Below are 17,431 nucleotides of genomic sequence, written 5' to 3'. Positions count from 1 at the left end.
AGAAATACAAAGGAGGAGCCTATGAAAGAGACAGAAGAAAGAAGCAAAGGACCGAAAGCTTTAAGCTGGAGATTGGCGGCAGCTGTGATTTTTGGAAGCCTGCTGTTTTCAACCACAGCTATGGCAGCGGAGGGAGACGGGGAACTATGGGTCAATGGACAGAATATCCTGGAGGCGGAACAAAACACAGTGCCCTGCGGGGCAGGTACTGCAGTATACGATGCATCCAGACATGTGCTTACATTGAACAGCGCAGTAATAGAAACGGGAAATGAGGACGGCAATGGCATCTCTGTGAAATATGAAGGGGAGACACCCGCAGATCTGACGATTCAGCTTGCAGGGAGCAGCCGGATTCAGGCGGGGAAGGACGCCCAAATTACAGGCGGTATATTTTCTCCGGGCGGGATTACCGTTCAGGGGAACGGAGCCTTGAGTATTGAGGCTGAGGACGGCATCTATACAGCAGAAGACTTGCGCTTAAAGGGAGGCAGCATCACGGTGAAATCCAAAGAGCCGGCTCTTCAGGCGGAACAGGACATAGGGATTGAGGGGGCATCTGTCGCAGCACACTCCTCAGAAAATATGGGAATCTGTGCAGGGGGTACGATCTCGGTCAAATCCGGCAATGTGTCTGCCAAAGGCGGACCGGGGATGCCAGGCGTGGCTGCAAGGCAGACACAGGGGGCAGAGGGAGAGGAGCCTGAACTTCAGATTCTCCTGGATTCCGGATATGCAGAGAGAAACGGCGGGGAAGCCGCAGTATCAGACTGGTTCCAGGAGGGGGAAGAGACGGCTGCATGGACCTCTTTTCTCAATCCAGGAGAGAAGGGAAAGCTTTCCCCGGATTTTGGCAACGCTATGAATGAGGTCAGAATTGAAAAGAAGGGCAGTTGGATCAGAGACAGAATCGGCTGGTGGTATCAGTTCCAGGATAAGTCATATCCGGTGAATCAGTGGAAATACATTGACAGACAGTGGTACTATTTTAACGGCTCAGGCTATATGGCTACCGGGTGGCTGAAAAAGGGGAATGTCTGGTACTATCTGAAGCCAAGCGGAGCGATGGCCACCGGCTGGTGCAAGGTGGGAAATACCTGGTACTATCTGAAGGACAGCGGAGCGATGGCCACCGGCTGGGTACTCTTGGAAAATACCTGGTATTATCTGCGGGGAGACGGAGCGATGGCTAAGGGCTGGTTACTGACCGGCGGCAAATGGTATTATCTGAAGTCCGACGGAAGCATGGCTGTGGGATGGCTGAAATCAGGCAGTCTATGGTATTATCTGGAGGACAGCGGAGCCATGGCCACCGGTTGGAGACTTCTTGAGGATGAGTGGTACTATCTGAAAGCCGACGGAAGCATGGCTGTAAACTGGTGTAAGGTAGGAAATACCTGGTATTATCTGAGATCCGACGGAAGAATGGCCACGGGCTGGCTGAAGCTGGGGAAGACCTGGTATTATCTGAAGGACAGCGGAGCGATGGTAACCGGTCTGTATCAGGTGGCAGGAAAAAATTATGTGTTTGATTCCAGCGGGGCTATGAAGACTGGATGGGCAAAAACCAATAACGTCTGGTATTATCTGAAGAGCGACGGAGCAGTCTATACCGGTTGGCTGAGAGATGGAAATACTACCTATTATCTGAAGGAAGACGGGGCCATGGCCACCGGCTGGTTCCTGACAGAGAATGAGTGGTATTTTGCCGACAGCAGCGGTGCCATGGCGGTGAACCGCTGGATCGGCAATTATTATGTAGGAAGTACAGGCGCCATGCACACCTCGGGCTATACACCGGATGGCTATTATGTGGATACGGACGGCATGTGGATGCCTCTCTCAGAGGATGATATGAAGACAGACGGTGACCGGATGGTGACGAAATATTACTATTTCACATTGCCAGAGACATGGAATAACCGGATGGAATATTTCGTGGGGAGAGGACTTTGGGCGTTCCTGTATGCAGACACTGTCATGGATGGCAATCAAAAGAAGCAGGAAGAGCTGTTCACCATTGAGGCGGTGAGGACGGAGCAGGAAGCGAGAGAATACGCAGCGGAAATGGAAGACGGAAGATATCTGGGCCAGCACTCCGGACTTTGGTTTATTGCAGGCGGTGATGAGAACACGGTGATTGATCTGTACACCAAGGCACAGCAGGCGGAGATTCAGCAGATGCATAAAGACGTGGAAAGCATTTTAGATTCCCTGGTCTTCAGATAATAAGGGAAATGAGAGAAACAGCAGGACAAGCTTGGGTGGTTGTCCTGCTGTTTCTTTGTCTGGGAGTTACGTTGATGTACTGAAATTCCATAAAATGCACAAATTATACATAAAAAAGTAAAAAATATAATGCATTTTTTACATATATCTTATATAATAGAACTTAGTAGTGTGAGTTTTCTTGTACAGTAGAAAATCACGATATAGAGCATAAATCATAAAAGAAACTGAGGAGGAGATGAGTGGAAAAGGTCGGAAGGTCTTGGTTTATGCTGTTATATAAAAAACAAGGAGATGAAGGAGGAAAATGATGAACAACCGGAGTAAAGAAAAGGTAAAAAGAACATTCTTAGGGAAATGCCTGGCGGCGATGGCTGTCCTGATTGGAATAGCAGTACTGCCGGCAACGGTAAGGGCGGCAGAGCCGGATAAAGTGCTGTGGGTAAACGGACAGAACATATTGGAGGCAGAAGATAATACAGTGCCGTGCGGCGAGGGCACTGCTAAATATGATCCTGCAAGCGGGATCCTTACATTGGAAGAAGCTGTGATTAATACAGGGGCTGTGGGAGATTTTGGTATTTATGCAGAAGATTCTTCAGGCGAACCGATGAACCTGAGTCTGCGTCTGAACGGGACAAATGAGATACAGGCTGATCTGGGTGAAGCTGCTATTTCAGGAATAAATGTCTCAGGAAGTATAGACATTGAGGGAGAAGGCTCTCTTTACCTGAATACAGAGGTAGGAATGTACGTAGGCGGGGAACTTCTTCTGACAAATGCACATCTCACTGTAAACAGCGTAAATGAAGCTATAGCAGCTGATAAAGATATTATTGTTAAAGGAAAAGGAAGCACTCTCTATGTTGGATCACAGGAATGGACAGGCATATGGACCGAGGGTTCCTTTATACTGGAAGCCGGGAGGGTGTATGTAAAAGCAGAAGGAGATATGCCTGCTATGCTTGTTGTGCGGCATAAAGAGTCCGAGGATGCGGAACCGACTGACAATAACATATATCTGGCGGAAGGATATAGTGAGATTAGCGGGGGAAGAATTGAGTCTACAGAATGGCTTAAAGATGAATATACAAAGACACTATATGCAGGAGTATCTTTTGCGGCTCCCGAGGTAAGCGGTAAGCTTGCTGATGATTTATCCAATGCCATGAAAGAGATTAGCATTGAGAAGCAGACAACTCCCCCGGTGAAGACTGGCGGATGGAAACAGAATAAGACAGGCTGGTGGTATCTTTATTCAGACGGCACCTATCCTGTGAACCAATGGGATCTCATTGACAACAAATGGTACTATTTCAATGATTCCGGCTACATGGTAACGGGCTGGCTGAGACTGGGGAATACCTGGTATTATCTGAAGGGTGACGGAGCTATGGCCACCGGCTGGTACCAGGCGGGCGGAAAGTGGTATTATTCCGACAACAGCGGAGCCATGCAGACGGGCTGGCTGAAACTGGGGAATACCTGGTACTATCTGCGGGGTGACGGATCTATGGCCGCCGGCTGGTATATGGCAGGAGGAAAGTGGTATTATTCTGACAACAGCGGAGCGATGAAGACAGGCTGGCTGAAGCAGGGAAGCACCTGGTATTACCTGAAAGCAGACGGATCTATGGCGACAGGCTGGTATCAGGATGGAAAGACTTGGTACTATTCCAACGGAAGCGGAGTGATGCAGACAGGCTGGATAAAATCAGGAAATACCTGGTATTATCTGAAGGCAAACGGAGCCATGCAGACGGGCTGGCTGAAGCAGGGCAAGATCTGGTATTATATGAAAGCAGACGGCTCCATGGCGACAGGCTGGTATCAGGACGGAAAGACCTGGTATTATGCCAACGGAAGCGGAGCGATGCAGACAGGCTGGCTGAAGCAGGGGAATACATGGTATTATCTGAAGAGCAGCGGAGCCATGGCTGCGGGCTGGTGTCAGGTGGGAAGCACCTGGTATTACTTTAAAGAGAACGGGGCGATGGCTACCGGGTGGATAAAGGACGGAAAGACCTGGTATTATCTCAATTCTTCAGGGGCAATGGCCGCGAACCGCTGGATTGGCAGCTACTACGTAGGAGCAAGCGGAGCTATGTATGTATCCAGATATACCCCGGACGGTTATTATGTAGACAGCGACGGCGTATGGATGAAATTAGGTGATGACGATATAGACTTCGACTTAGACCGGGTAGTGACAAAATATTTTTATATGACAGTACCGGAATCCTGGGATGAGCCTGTACAGTACGGAGCCATTGACAAGATGTGGATCGCCATGTATGCCGCTGCCTTCAAAAACGAAAGCGGAGAGGATGACTATGAGCCGCTTTTTGGTGTTGTGGCAGCAAAGACAAAGCAGGAAGCAGAGCTTTATATGGCGGAATTAAAGAATCCGAAAAACCTGGGACAGCATTCCGGCATGTGGTTTGTAGCGGGACAGGATAAGGAGAGCGCCATTGGCTCTTACGGACCGGAGCAGCAGGCAGAGATTCTGAAGCTGCAGGCAGATATTCCGGGAATCCTGAATTCTATCGTATTCAGATAAACAGGATAAAAAGGCAGATATCATTTGGTATCTGCCTTTTTTAGACTGCCGGCCAAAGTGCTCTTCAGCCGATAGCCATATCATTTGCCTTTGCAATTTTTATGTATTCAGCCAGGATTCCTATGAACTGACTGTTGGTTGGCTTGTCTGTTATAGTACTGTGGGTCAGCCGGCAGTACCGCTCCTTGTGGCCGCTGCGCCAGACTATCTGAATGGCATGGCGGATGGAGCGTTCCACGCTGCCGGTGGTTGTGTGATACTCGTCTGCGATCTCGGGGTACAATTTTTTGGTGATCCCTACCAGAAGACTGGGCTCCCTCATGACCTGGAGAACTGCATATTTGATATAATAGTAACCCTTCAGATTAGGTGACAGTCCCAGATGATTCAGCAAGAGAGTGAGATTGTTGGAGACGCTTTCATCCTCTGGACAAGCCTCCGCAGGAGACGGTATTGCTGCTGCCTGGCCTATCTGCAGTAGTCCTGACAACAATTGGTTTACTTTTCCATTTTCGTCAGTTAAACTAACATTATAAATCTTGTCATCCGAAAATACGATTTGCAGAGTTTTCATTTCCATTATAGTGTTCCTCCATCTTATTCTTGGCGGTTTCTGTATAACCTTGGGATACCGCATATGGTAAATTATAGAGAAGAGCAGCGATCAATGTCAATTCACGCAATATGTATAAAAATACCAAATATGGAAGGGCTGATATATTGAAAAGGGAAAAGATTAAAAAGATTTGCCGGGACCGGGGATATACCCTGGAGGAATTGGCGAAAATAAGCAGGATTCCTCTGAGTACATTGGCAAAAATAAGCAGCGGGGATACCCCGGATCCCAGGTTTGAAACCATGCAGTCCATTGCCTCTGCTCTCCGGTGTTCCATGGATGAATTCTCTGACCGGGAGCCCAAAATTCCTTATCAGTACGAGGAATATGTATATAAGATGAAGCAGCTGGCGCCTCATATAAAGGAATATATTAAGTTTATTATAGATTTGGAATATGACCGCATGATCTATCTGAAAACAGAGGATAAGATCCGGCTCAGATGTTTTGAGTTCACCAACGTAGTGGACGGGCTGGGGGAATATGAGAGCAAGATAGAAAAAATGATTGTGGCAGACAATAATTTATTAACCAGAGACTGTACCTTTTGCGTGCACATCTGCGACAATGCTCTGGAACCTCAGTTTTTCAGAGGCTCTTTTCTGGGATTCCGGTACGAAGATGAAGTTATGCCTAAGCAGGGGGAGATCTGGATGTTTCTGAAGGAGGGGTATCTCTATATTGGCAGGTACTATCACTATAAAGAGAAACATTTATTAAAATCGCTCAACGGCAACATAGACGATATGGTAATTACTAAAAAACTGGACTGCAAGAGAATGGGGAAATTTATAGGTGTCATTAAAAATGAAGTTTCCATAGAGTATCTCCCCTGCCCCCAGCTTATTAAGGGCAGGGAGGGTGAGACTCATACAGATGAGCGGCTGTGAGTGTTCCGGTATTCTTTTGCGCTGCATCCTGCAATTTTATTAAAGTATGCGGAAAAATATTTGTAATCCTTATATCCCACCTGTTCCGCTATCTCATAATATTTGAGATCTGTGCCGCACACCAGATCCTGGGCCTTTTGAATACGGAGTCTGTGGATATACTCTTTAAAGGCATAGCCGGTTTCCGCTTTAAAGATACGGCTTAGATAGCCTGGGGATAGGTAGGCAGCTCCCGCCGCGTCCTCAAGATGGATATCTTCCGTGTAATGCTGGTGTATGTAGTGCAGCGCAGGTTCAATCTGGGAATGTGCAGGGTGTTCCGCTTTGGCGGGAAGGGCAAGGCTTGCAATGAGATCCATAATTTCCCGGGGGGTTTCCATCTCTTCCATCAGCGCATTTATCTTCAGAATATCCCCGGTATCCTCTGAGACAGCTCCCAGCAGGACCGCCAGCCGTTTGACCGATTCCAGAAACAGCAGACGGGAGCATTTATGCTCTTCCATGTAGGAATAGTAGGTATGAAGCTGCTGCTGGATCCGGCCGGAGTCTCTGGAAAGTATGGCTGTTATAAGCTGACTTTCATGGGTGTAGGGCTGTATCTTTGCGTCAGAGGTAAAACTCTGTTCCGGGGTGAGAAGGGTATAGGGCTGCCCGATGTTCCAAAAGCAGTGTTCCAGCGCCTGGGTGAGAACCGTGTAGACAAGGGGGAATTCTTCCGCGGAAGTAACATCCCTCATTACAACAATGGAATTGCCAAAGGTGACCGGAAGTATACCGGGGAGAATATCATCCATGGCATCCCGGTCCAAAGGGTATTCTTCTGTATTCAGAATAACAATGGCATGCTGATCCCGGATGAAAAAGGCAAAGGGCTGAAAACGCAGAAAATGCTGGATCAGACTGCCAAGAACCAGCTTCTCATCTGTACTGTCCGTGCGGATCAGGGCCAGTGCATAGGAAGAGGCAAAGAGATCCAGGCCGATTTTTCCCGCCTTTTTTGCAAAATGAGAATAGGAAACCTGATTCTGCAAAAACCGGGAGAGCAGGGTGCCCTTAATCAGATGGCGGTTTTCCTCATAGATATCTTTGAGCTGAGAAACTTTATGAGAGCTGGCCTGAGCCGCCTCTGCTTCTTTTTTGACTTTGACTACTGTTTCCAGAATCTTTTTGCTGTCTGCACTCTTTAAAAGAAAGGCGCTTACCTTGACATCGATGGCGCTGGTAAGATTCTCAGTATTTCCGTAAGCAGTGAGAATTACTACCCTGGTTTCCGGCAGCAGTTCTCTGAGCCGCTGGGCCAGCTCCAGACCGTCCATAAGGGGCATCTGGATATCTGCCAGGACAATATCAGGCCGGAGGCGGACCGCAAGCTGCAGAGCTTCCTCCCCGTTGCCGGCTTCTCCTATGACCTCCATGCCGTTGTCCTCCCAGGGAATGGCGTAGCGCATGCCGTGCCGGATAAAATCTTCATCATCTGCAATCAGTATCTTTATCATATCGTACTCTCCTTTGGCTGCGTGATTTTAAATACACTGCATTCCTTTTCTACATAATATTCCATTGGATAAGCTTCCCCATATTTCAGACGGAGGCGCTCCCTGATATTTTTGAGGGCGAGCCCTTTCTGAGAATCTGTGGGGTCGGCCAGGATGGCGCTGATCTCGTCCGGACAGATCAATTCGCCGGTATTGGCTACTTCATATATAATATTGCCGTTTTCCTCATAGATGGTAACCCGGACAAAGCCGTGGAGGCTGTTTTTCAGGCCGTGGACCAATGCATTTTCCACCAAAGGCTGCAGAAGAAAGCTAAGAACATACTCATCCATGAGATTCTCCGGACAGGTCTGGAAGAACTGGACTTTGCTTCCGTAGCGTATCTGCTGAATGGTTATATAGCAGGAAAGATGTTCTAACTCCTGTGACAAGGGGATTTTATCGTTTGTCTTGGGCGTGAGGGTCAGACGCATCATTTTCGACATATTGGAAACCATGGTGCTTACATTTTGGGTATCTCCCATCTGGGCCATCCAGTAGATGGTGTCCAGCGTATTGTAGAGGAAATGGGGATTGATCTGGGTCTGCAGCATATCAAGCTGGGACTGCTTTAATTTTAATTCTCCCATGTAAACCTCTTTATAGAGAAATTCAAGCCTCTCAGCCATTTCATTGAAATGATGAGAGAGAACAGAGATTTCATCTGTCCCCTTTACCGGTACACGGACGGAAAAGTCTTCATTGGACAGGGAGGCCATGCGCCGTCCCAGCATGTCCATGGGCTTGGTGATAATCTTCGCAAAGGCCAGTGACAGCAGGATGGAAAAGGCGAATACCAGAACAGACAGAATCATCATGTTGGAGAGAAAGGTCTTCTTCACCACAGTAAGGACGTCCGGCCTGGTAATGCTGTATATAATAAGATCCGTGTGCTCTATGGAGTAGGCCGAGAGAATCCGGTTGCTTATAATTTTACTGTTTTCCGCAGAAGCTGCCAGCTGAGATAGTTTTTGATACGAGAGCTCCTCTTTGGGGAAATCTGACTGTCGGCTGGTATCTGACTCTACCAGACATCCGTTGCCCGGGGAGAGAAGAAAATAAGAGGTTTGATCATCCTTCTGGTTTTCCGCAATAGCAGCCTTTATCTTAGCGCAGCTGATGGAGAGCTTTATATAGCCAATGTGCTGGGAGATATTGCTGGGATTTTTTAACAGCCGGGTGAGATATAGGTATCCGTTCTTCTCTCTGGCAGCGGAATAATCCCAGCTGGGAGATGCGTTCTGTTCTTTGGCGGCCTCCGTATCCTCTTTGGTCAGACGGATGTTAGATCCCACACCAATCATATCCGGTACCATGTTAGCGAGTGTAATGCCGTGAATGCCAGAGGAAAATCCATAGGGCATAGAAAGGAGAATATCGCTGGCATTTTTTTTGTCTTTCAGATAAGATGGACTGGAGGGGGGCTCTGTGAGAAAGGTCCTCAGGTTTTGTTCCATGAGGGGATACAGGGTTAAGTCCAGGGCATCGCTGAAGAACACATCAATATTCTTCCCCACCTCATTGATATTGGCGGCATAGAGGTTCTTGAGATCCTTCTGGGCGCTTTTGATAAACAGGTTACTGGCAACAATATATATAATAAGAATGGGAATCGCTACAAGGCAGAGGAAAAACAGAATAATTTTCTTCCGCATGGTCATTTTAACTTTCATAGTCATACTCCTTATGGCAGATTGTTCTCTGGTTGGATCTTATCATCAGAAGACAAAGAGTGTCAATGAAATAGGGGGAGAATCCCCAAGGAGATGATTTTTTAGGATACTGGTAAATAACTTAGGATGTTTTTGTCCTCAGACAGGCCGACAGGCGCTCAACAGGTCATTTTAACAGGATATCAAAAACAATAACTTCGGTTTTTTCTTTTCGCCGGGGCCGATATAATGAATCTAACAAAAACGAATTGGAGGTATTGGGAATGAAAAGGAAAATGAAAACTGCTGCGCTTTTGATGGCAGGGATACTTACGGTAACTGGTCTGACTGCCTGCGGCGGCGGGGATGATGCAAAAGCAGAGGGCAAAAAAGGGGCAGGAGACGGAATTGAACTTACCGTATCACATTATTACCTGCAGGAAGAACGGGAGAGCAATGCAGTGGGAGACAGCTATCTGGCCATGGTGGAACAGTATGAGAAGGATCACCCGGATATCACAGTAACCCAGCAGGCCATGTCCCAGTCCGATTACTCAACAAAGATTCAGGCACAGGCTGCTGTGAACGAGGTGCCGGATGTGTTTATGGTAAAGGGATCCTGGGTAGATAATTTTGTGGAGAACGGCATCGTGGCTCCCATTAACGAGTATCTGGACAAATACGAATATAAAGATAACTTCAGAGAGGGTGTGTTTGACGCAGCCACCAGGGACGGCCAGATCTACGGCATGCCAAACCAGATGTCTATAACCTCCGTGGTTTACTACAACGAGGCACTGTGGAAATCCATAGGATACGATTCCTTCCCGGATAATTGGGACGACATCTACGCTGCGGCAGAAAAGTTCCAGGAACAGGGAATTTCAGCCATTGCTCTGGGAAACAGTGAGAAATGGGCTGCGGAATCCTGCATCCTGTCCACCTTAGGCGACAGGTTTACCGGGGCTGACTGGACAAATAGCATCATCGACAAATCCGGGACAGCAAAATTCACAGATGATTCCTTTGTATCAGCACTGGAGAGACTGCAGACACTGGCAACGAAAAATGTGCTGAATCCTGACTTTAACACCATAACAGAGACACAGGGCGTTGAATATTACTCTCAGGGCAGGGCAGCAGCAGTTGTCTCCGGACACTGGAGTGTGGCTGCAATTGAATCCTTTGCCGACGAAGAGACCATTAAGAATACAAAGGTAGCTGTTCTCCCGTCAGAGGATGGAAGCAAGCCGGAAAGTATCTCCGGGGGATGCGGATGGTATTTTGCAGTGAACAAAAACCTCACAGGAGAAAAGCTGGATGCAGCTATGGACTTTATCTTCTCTACCACAGGATATGAGATGTGTGAATATGCTGCCAAAGAACACGGCCTTATGGGCGCCGGTCTGGTAGAGGATGTGGATGTATCTGCATTTCCTCAGCTGACACAGGACTTTATCGCACTCACCAATGAACTGAATTTCACACCGGTATACGATCTGGTTATGGACGGAGCTGTCATTGAGGTGATGAATACAGGAATACAGGATCTGCTGAATGGATCCAAGGAGCCGAAGGATCTGGCGGCAGAGATTCAGGCGGAGCAGGATAAACTAAAATAAAGGCTGAAAAAAGGGGCGGAACTTCTGTCCGCAGAAGGTCCGTCTCTCTTTTTGTCCAAAATTGGAAAGGTGTGAGTGTATGAGCAGTTGTTTAAAAGTAAAAAAGCGGACTATATTCCTCTATATGCTTCCCGGTATTCTCTGGTACAGCTTTATTATTCTGGTTCCGGTGTGCCTTGCCGCCTACTACGGAATGTTCGACTGGGCAGGAGGAACGAATAAGACTTTTCTGGGAATCCAGAATTATCTGGACGTTATTAAAGACCCGGTTTTCCGCCAGTCTCTGGGAAATAATATTTATCTTACCATAGTCTGCCTGGCAGGGCAGATAGGAATTGCCTTTATTCTGGCAGTGATGCTGAATGGACGGCACATTAAGTTTAAAGGGTTCCACCGCACCATGAGTTATTTTCCGGCGGTTCTTTCCGCTGTTGTCATCGGTTTTATCTGGAATATGATCTATGATTACCACTACGGGCTTTTAAATTCTTTTCTGAAAGTAATCGGTCAGGGGGATCTGGCTCAGGCATGGCTGAATAATGATAAGCTGGTGCTTCTGCTGGTGGCAATTCCGCTGATCTGGCAGTATGTGGGCTATTACCTGCTGATTATCATGTCGGCCCTGTCTTCCGTGGATCCCCAGATCTTTGAGATGGCGGAAATTGACGGCGCAAGCGGCTTTAAGCGGGCCATTTATATCACGCTTCCCCTGATTAAGAATACCCTGATTGTCTGCGTTACCCTTTGTATTGCGGGCAACATGAAGATTTTTGATCATATTTATGCCATGACAGGAGGCGGACCGGGTACATCCAGCAGTGTGATGGCCATGTATGCCTATAAGACGTCTTTTATGTCTTATAAGATGGGATACGGCAGTGCGATGTCCATTATCATACTGATTGTCAGCCTGATTCTGGTGGCGGGAAGCCGGGGACTGCTTTTGCGGTTCGGGAAGGATAAGGAGGTTTAGGATGAAAGAAGCAGGAAGAAAAATTTTAAGAATTATACCAAATATTGTGCTGATACTATTTTCCCTGTCTTGTATCTTTCCGGCGATATGGCTGTTCTACTCCTCGCTGAAGGATAAGGCGGAATTTTACCAGAGTCCCATTGCACTGCCAAAGAGCCCGAATTTTCAGCATTACATATCTATATTTACCAACAGCAAGATTCTTACCTGGATGGGAAACACCATTCGAAACAGTTTTCTTTCTCTGGTATTTATCCTGCTCATCGGATTCGTGGTAGGCTACTTCCTCTCCAGATACAAGTTCAGAGGGAGAAAGGCACTCTATGGATATTTCCTGGTGGGGATGCTGGTACCGGTTCACGCCCTGATGGTGCCGATGTACGTGCTTTTTACAAAGATGGGCCTGACGGACAACTGGTTCACGCTGGTGCTGCCGTACACAGCCCTCTCGCTGCCCATAGCCATTTTCCTGGTGGAAAGCTATGTGAAATCGATTCCTCTGGAGGTGGAGGAGGCGGCGGCCATTGACGGGAGTTCCCTTCACAGAACTCTGTTTTCCATTATCCTGCCAATGTGCAAGCCTATCTTAGTAACAGTGGGCATCATACAGTTTTTCTACGTATGGAACGAATTTACATTTTCTCTGATTTTGATTGACTCAGAAAAGTGGATGACTGTACCTGTGGGGATTACCCTCTTTAAAGGTCAGTTTACCACAGATTACCCTAAGATGATGACCGCCATGCTGATTGCGATTCTTCCGGCTGTGGTTCTGTATTTCTCATTCTCCAAACAGATTATTAAGGGAATGATTGCAGGAGCGGTTAAGGGTTAAGCCATAAGTTTCAGATAATAAGAAAAGAAGAGGTGGATACAGAATGAAAAAATTGTGTTTAAATGAGAACTGGCAGCTCCATGAGGCCCCTTTAAAATGGGGGAAGGAATATAAAAGCCAGATAGACCGTCAGACAGACGGGTGGTATGACTGCAGTCTGCCTGCAGATGTGAGAATGCCTTTAATTGAGGCTGGGGTTATTAAAGATCCCGTACTTTCTGACTACTGCAGGGAATCTGAGTGGATAGAAGACCGATCCTGGTGGTTCAGGAAGACATTCGACGGAAGCGCCGTATGTATGGAGGATGATATTGTTGAGCTGGTCCTGGAGGGGCTGGATACCAGAAGCGACATCTTTATAAACGGACAGTTTATCGGCTGCCACAGAAATGTGCACTACCCCTTTGTATACGATGTTAAGGATCTTCTGGTGCCGGGGGAAAACGAGATTATGGTGAGAGTCACCAGCGGTCTGGAAGAAGTGGCAGAAGAGGATCTGGCGGAGCTGGATCATGCAGTCTGCCTGGAGAGCAATAACGGGGGTGAATTCCGGGGGGACGGCCGGCGTTCCTTTGTGAGACGGCCTCAGTATACTGTAGGCTGGGACTGGGGGCCTAAAGTAATCACCATAGGAATCACCGGAAACGTCTGTCTGAGAAGCTATAAGACTATTGCCATCCGCGAGGTACACTTACATACGGAAAAGCTGGGGGAAACAGCCCGGGTACATGCGATGGTAAATATAGAGGATCTGTGCTTCATCAGTTCCAAAAGCTGTGATGTAACGGTTCAGATGGTGAGAGAAGGCGCGGTATGCGCGGAAGCCAAACTGGAGAAGCAGCTTCTTACCTCCGGATATAACTATCTGGATCTGGAACTTGAAGTTAAGAATCCCTGTCTCTGGTGGCCCAATGGCTACGGGGAGCAGCCCCTGTATGAAGTGCGGGTATGTGCTGCCTGCGGCGGGGAGACAGAGGAATATCCTGCATTTTCCTTTGGTATCCGTACCATACAGCTGGATACCAGTGTGATTGCCGGGGAGGACAGGAATTTTATTCTGGTTGTCAACGGGAAGCCCATCTACTGCAAGGGAGGCAACTGGGTGCCCAATGATTTCATCTATGCCAGAGTACCGGATGAAAAGTATCATGTGCTCACGGACGAGGCGGCAGAGGCCAACTTTAATATGATCCGTGTTTGGGGCGGGGGCCTGTATGAGAGAGACCTCTTCTATGAATTATGCGATCAGAAAGGACTCCTTTTGTGGCATGACTTTATGTTTGCCTGTTCTACCTATCCGGATCATCAGCAATGGTTCCGGGACGAGATGCGCCAGGAGCTGGATTACCAGACCAAGAGACTGCGAAACCACTGCTGTATGGGGTTATACTGCGGCACCAATGAGGTACACTGGATCTTTAATTCCATTGACAATCCCAGATGGGGAATAGAATTTTCATATGAGCACCAGTATGGACTTAGAATTGCCAATCTGATGGCGAAGGAGATCATACGAAACAACTGCCCTCAGATTCCTTACTGGAACAGCTCACCTTACGGAGGGGATCTCCCCAATGATGATACCGTCGGAGATGTTCACCGCTGGCACAATGCTCTGATGAGCAAAAAGATGGAAGAGCGTATCGAGGCGAAGGATTATGACACCATAGAATCAAAGTTTGTAAGCGAATACGGCTTTATCGGTCCGTGCTGCAGGAAAAGCACAGAAGAATATATGGATGGGGCCTCCATGGACAGGGAAGGAAACATCTGGCATATGCATTCCAATGTATTTGAAAAGGGAACTGTAAATGCAGCAATTGAGAAAAATTATCTGGATCATCCGGAGACACTGTCCCTGGACGAATACATTCTCTACGGCGGAATGGTACATGGATTAATGTACGGATATTCACTGGAGGCTATCCGCTTTAAGGAACACTGCGGCGGCGGTTTGTTCTGGATGTATAACGATGCCTGGGGAGAAGTGGGCTGGACCATTATTGATTATTACCTTAGAAGAAAGATTCCTTTTTATGCGGTAAAGCGGGCTCTCGCTCATCAGAAGTTTACCATGCGGGCAGCAGACGGGCAGCTGGTATTGCAGGGGGCTAATGACTATCCGGAGGATCTGGAGGTTTCCGGAAAGATAGGCTACGTCTCCTTTGACGGAAAGGTGAAGGAACTCAGAGACATTGTACTGAAAGTTCCTGCAGGAGAGAGGATATATCTTCTGAAGGAAAAGCTTCCTGAAAGAGATTATGCCGCAGGTACGGTAATGCTCTATACAGACAGTGATGCCGTTGACAATATATGGCTGCGCACCGATGATATGCGTCAGCTGAACTTCGGACCCAACCCTGTGAGAACCGTGGAGATCCGCCAGGAGGGTGAGGATAAACTGGTTACAGTTACCGCGGACGGTTTTGCACACGGAGTTTACGCCAAGGGAGATTATGATTGCTCCGACTGCTATTTCGATCTGCTTCCCGGGGAGGTAAAAACCTTCAGAATCAAGGGAATCGGCGGAAAGGAACCTGTCATCAAACAGGTAAAATAAAGGATAACTATGCAGGAGGTATAGAATGCGCAAAGAATGTTATGAAGAAGCCAGAAAAAAGGCGCTGGAATTTTATGAAAAGGCTGCAATTGTTTTGACAGATGAAGAAAAGGCTGCAATAGAAATCGCAGACTTTGGACTGGAGGATCTGGAACACATCGGGCTGATTTTGGTCACTTTTGTGAATACGGACAGATGCTGTGCAAAGGAGATGGTTCTCTTTCCCGGCCAGACTTGCCCGGAACACTGCCACGGACCCATACCCGAGCTGCACTACGAGGGAAAAGAAGAAACATTCCGCTGCAGGTACGGAAGCGTGTACCTGTATGTGGAAGGAGAAGAGACTTCCAATCCCCTTGGAAAGAAACCGGAGGGATATGAGGACACCTACACGGTTGGCCATGAGATTGTACTGCATGCCGGAGAACAGTATACTCTTGTCCCCAACACAAAACACTGGTTTCAGGCCGGCCCGGAGGGTGCGGTAATCTCTGAGTTCAGTACAAAGAGTCTGGACGAATATGACGTTTTTACAGATCCGAAGATTAACCGCACTCCTGTGATTGAGTAAACGATGCGATAGGAGAGGTGAGACTATGAAGGTATCAGTATTAACAGATATAAAGAAGGTTGAAGAGCAGGAGCGGGACATCCCCGCCATCCGCCGGGACGAAGTTCTAATCAAGGTTTTACACTGCGGTGTCTGCGGTTCGGACGTTCACTATTATGAGCATGGACGCATCGGAGATTTCGTGGTGGAAAAGCCTATGATCCTGGGGCATGAATGCGGCGGAGAAATTGTGGAAGTGGGCGATGGGGTAAAAGGCCTGGAGAAGGGGGACCTGGTGGCTGTGGAACCGGGATATCCCTGCGGAAAATGTGAGTTTTGCAAGACCGGAAGATATCATCTCTGCCCGGATGTGGTTTTCCTGGCCACTCCCCCGTACGACGGTGCTTTTGCAGAGTATATCAGATATCCTGCGGATATGGTTTACAGGCTTCCTGATACTATGGATACCGTAGAGGGGGCGCTGATTGAGCCTTTGTGTGTGGGACTTCACGCGGCAGAGCAGTCAGAGGGAAAAGTAGGCCAGACAGCAGCCATTTTGGGCAGCGGCTGTATTGGACTTTGCACCTTGATGGCATTGAAAGCTATGGGAATCTGCACTGTTTATGTGGTGGATGTTATAGAAAAACGCCTGCAGATGGCAAAAGAACTGGGAGCGTCTGCAGTGATTCACGGGAGAGAACAGAATGCTGAAGAAGCAATTATGGAACTTACCCAGGGGAAAGGTGTAGATCTGGTATTTGAGACAGCAGGCACAGAGTTCACCACAAAACAGACCGCAAAACTGGTCAAAAGGGGAGGAACCGTGGTGCTGGTAGGTATGGCAGCCAATCCCGTTTTTCCGTATGACTTTGGGACGCTGATGAGCAAGGAGGCTAAGCTGCACACGGTATTCAGATATAAAAATCTGTACCCCACAGCCATCGAGCTGGTGAGCAGCGGGAAGATTCCGGTGAAGAAAATCGTCACCGATACCTATGAATTCTCCCGGATAGGGGAGGCACTGGAGGACAGCATTCACAGGAAAGATGAGATGGTGAAGGCGGTTATCAGGATGTAATAATTGGCAGGGGCTATTGCAGGGATTGTGATGGTTCCTGCTTTTTATATACTTGGGATTTAGGGATATAACTACGTGGACTTCGGCTCAAGATGCTTCATGACGGCAGGTGTTGTGTGGCAGGGGGGCGGTGAGAGGAATCCCGCGGCAGCGGGCTGGCTGGTTCGGGAGGGAGGGAGGCTTAAGTTCCGGGGACACCTCCGTCGCGAAGAGAGTCTAAGACAAAACCGGAATCCCCGCCGGAGCACCGTTCGTATGTGCAAAGAATGCTTGATGTGCATTCTCTGCCCATGCTCACTTTTTTTCGGCTCTGACTGCCGAAAAAATCTCC

General features: G+C 48.0%; 12 protein-coding genes. 9 read left to right on the top strand and 3 right to left on the bottom strand.

All coding sequences use genetic code 11. The annotated features are described in order from the left end of the window. Window positions 1–21 precede the first annotated feature (21 nt). Complete coding sequence (locus BUA56_RS15515) at window positions 22–2,229, top strand: carbohydrate-binding domain-containing protein (RefSeq protein ID WP_072853345.1); 2,208 nt, start codon at window positions 22–24, stop codon at window positions 2,227–2,229. A 310-nt stretch (window positions 2,230–2,539) separates the two neighbouring features. Next, window positions 2,540–4,789, top strand: a complete 2,250-nt coding sequence (locus tag BUA56_RS15510; RefSeq protein ID WP_072853343.1) for an N-acetylmuramoyl-L-alanine amidase family protein — start codon at window positions 2,540–2,542, stop codon at window positions 4,787–4,789. A 64-nt stretch (window positions 4,790–4,853) separates the two neighbouring features. Here BUA56_RS15510 and BUA56_RS15505 read toward each other — a convergent pair whose 3' ends face one another. Beyond that, window positions 4,854–5,369 (bottom strand): sporulation initiation factor Spo0A C-terminal domain-containing protein, encoded by a 516-nt coding sequence (locus tag BUA56_RS15505; protein WP_072853341.1) that lies wholly within the window; start codon window positions 5,367–5,369, stop codon window positions 4,854–4,856. Between the two features lie 104 nt (window positions 5,370–5,473). Here BUA56_RS15505 and BUA56_RS15500 point away from each other — a divergent pair, with 104 nt between their 5' ends. After that, window positions 5,474–6,295 carry a helix-turn-helix domain-containing protein gene (locus BUA56_RS15500; protein WP_072853339.1) on the top strand — a complete coding sequence of 274 codons (822 nt, stop codon included), beginning with the start codon at window positions 5,474–5,476 and terminating at the stop codon, window positions 6,293–6,295. Here the strand turns inward: BUA56_RS15500 and BUA56_RS15495 are convergent. Next, a complete protein-coding gene (locus BUA56_RS15495) occupies window positions 6,274–7,791 on the bottom strand; it encodes a response regulator transcription factor (protein ID WP_072853337.1) in 1,518 nt (505 codons plus the stop codon). The genes BUA56_RS15500 and BUA56_RS15495 overlap by 22 nt on opposite strands. After that, a complete protein-coding gene (locus BUA56_RS15490; RefSeq protein WP_072853335.1) occupies window positions 7,788–9,503 on the bottom strand; it encodes a sensor histidine kinase in 1,716 nt (571 codons plus the stop codon). The genes BUA56_RS15495 and BUA56_RS15490 overlap by 4 nt, the downstream gene beginning before the upstream one ends. Window positions 9,504–9,766: 263 nt before the next feature. Between BUA56_RS15490 and BUA56_RS15485 the strand changes: the two genes are divergently transcribed. From BUA56_RS15485 to BUA56_RS15460, 6 genes are all read left to right on the top strand, one after another. Next, complete coding sequence (locus BUA56_RS15485; RefSeq protein WP_072853333.1) at window positions 9,767–11,104, top strand: ABC transporter substrate-binding protein; 1,338 nt, start codon at window positions 9,767–9,769, stop codon at window positions 11,102–11,104. Window positions 11,105–11,183: 79 nt separating this feature from the next. Then, a complete protein-coding gene (locus BUA56_RS15480; protein WP_072853331.1) occupies window positions 11,184–12,077 on the top strand; it encodes a carbohydrate ABC transporter permease in 894 nt (297 codons plus the stop codon). Between the two features lies 1 nt (window position 12,078). Continuing rightward, window positions 12,079–12,912 (top strand): carbohydrate ABC transporter permease, encoded by an 834-nt coding sequence (locus BUA56_RS15475; RefSeq protein WP_072853329.1) that lies wholly within the window; start codon window positions 12,079–12,081, stop codon window positions 12,910–12,912. 43 nt (window positions 12,913–12,955) lie between these two features. Then, window positions 12,956–15,472, top strand: a complete 2,517-nt coding sequence (locus tag BUA56_RS15470; RefSeq protein WP_072853327.1) for a glycoside hydrolase family 2 protein — start codon at window positions 12,956–12,958, stop codon at window positions 15,470–15,472. Between the two features lie 25 nt (window positions 15,473–15,497). Beyond that, window positions 15,498–16,043 carry a D-lyxose/D-mannose family sugar isomerase gene (locus tag BUA56_RS15465; protein ID WP_072853325.1) on the top strand — a complete coding sequence of 182 codons (546 nt, stop codon included), beginning with the start codon at window positions 15,498–15,500 and terminating at the stop codon, window positions 16,041–16,043. A 25-nt stretch (window positions 16,044–16,068) separates the two neighbouring features. After that, window positions 16,069–17,100 (top strand): NAD(P)-dependent alcohol dehydrogenase, encoded by a 1,032-nt coding sequence (locus BUA56_RS15460; protein WP_072853323.1) that lies wholly within the window; start codon window positions 16,069–16,071, stop codon window positions 17,098–17,100. Window positions 17,101–17,431 lie beyond the last annotated feature (331 nt).

This window comes from Lactonifactor longoviformis DSM 17459 (assembly GCF_900129135.1).
In the GTDB taxonomy this organism is placed as follows: Bacteria; Bacillota; Clostridia; order Lachnospirales; family Lachnospiraceae; genus Lactonifactor; species Lactonifactor longoviformis.
This window is presented reverse-complemented; position numbering and strand designations above follow the sequence as displayed.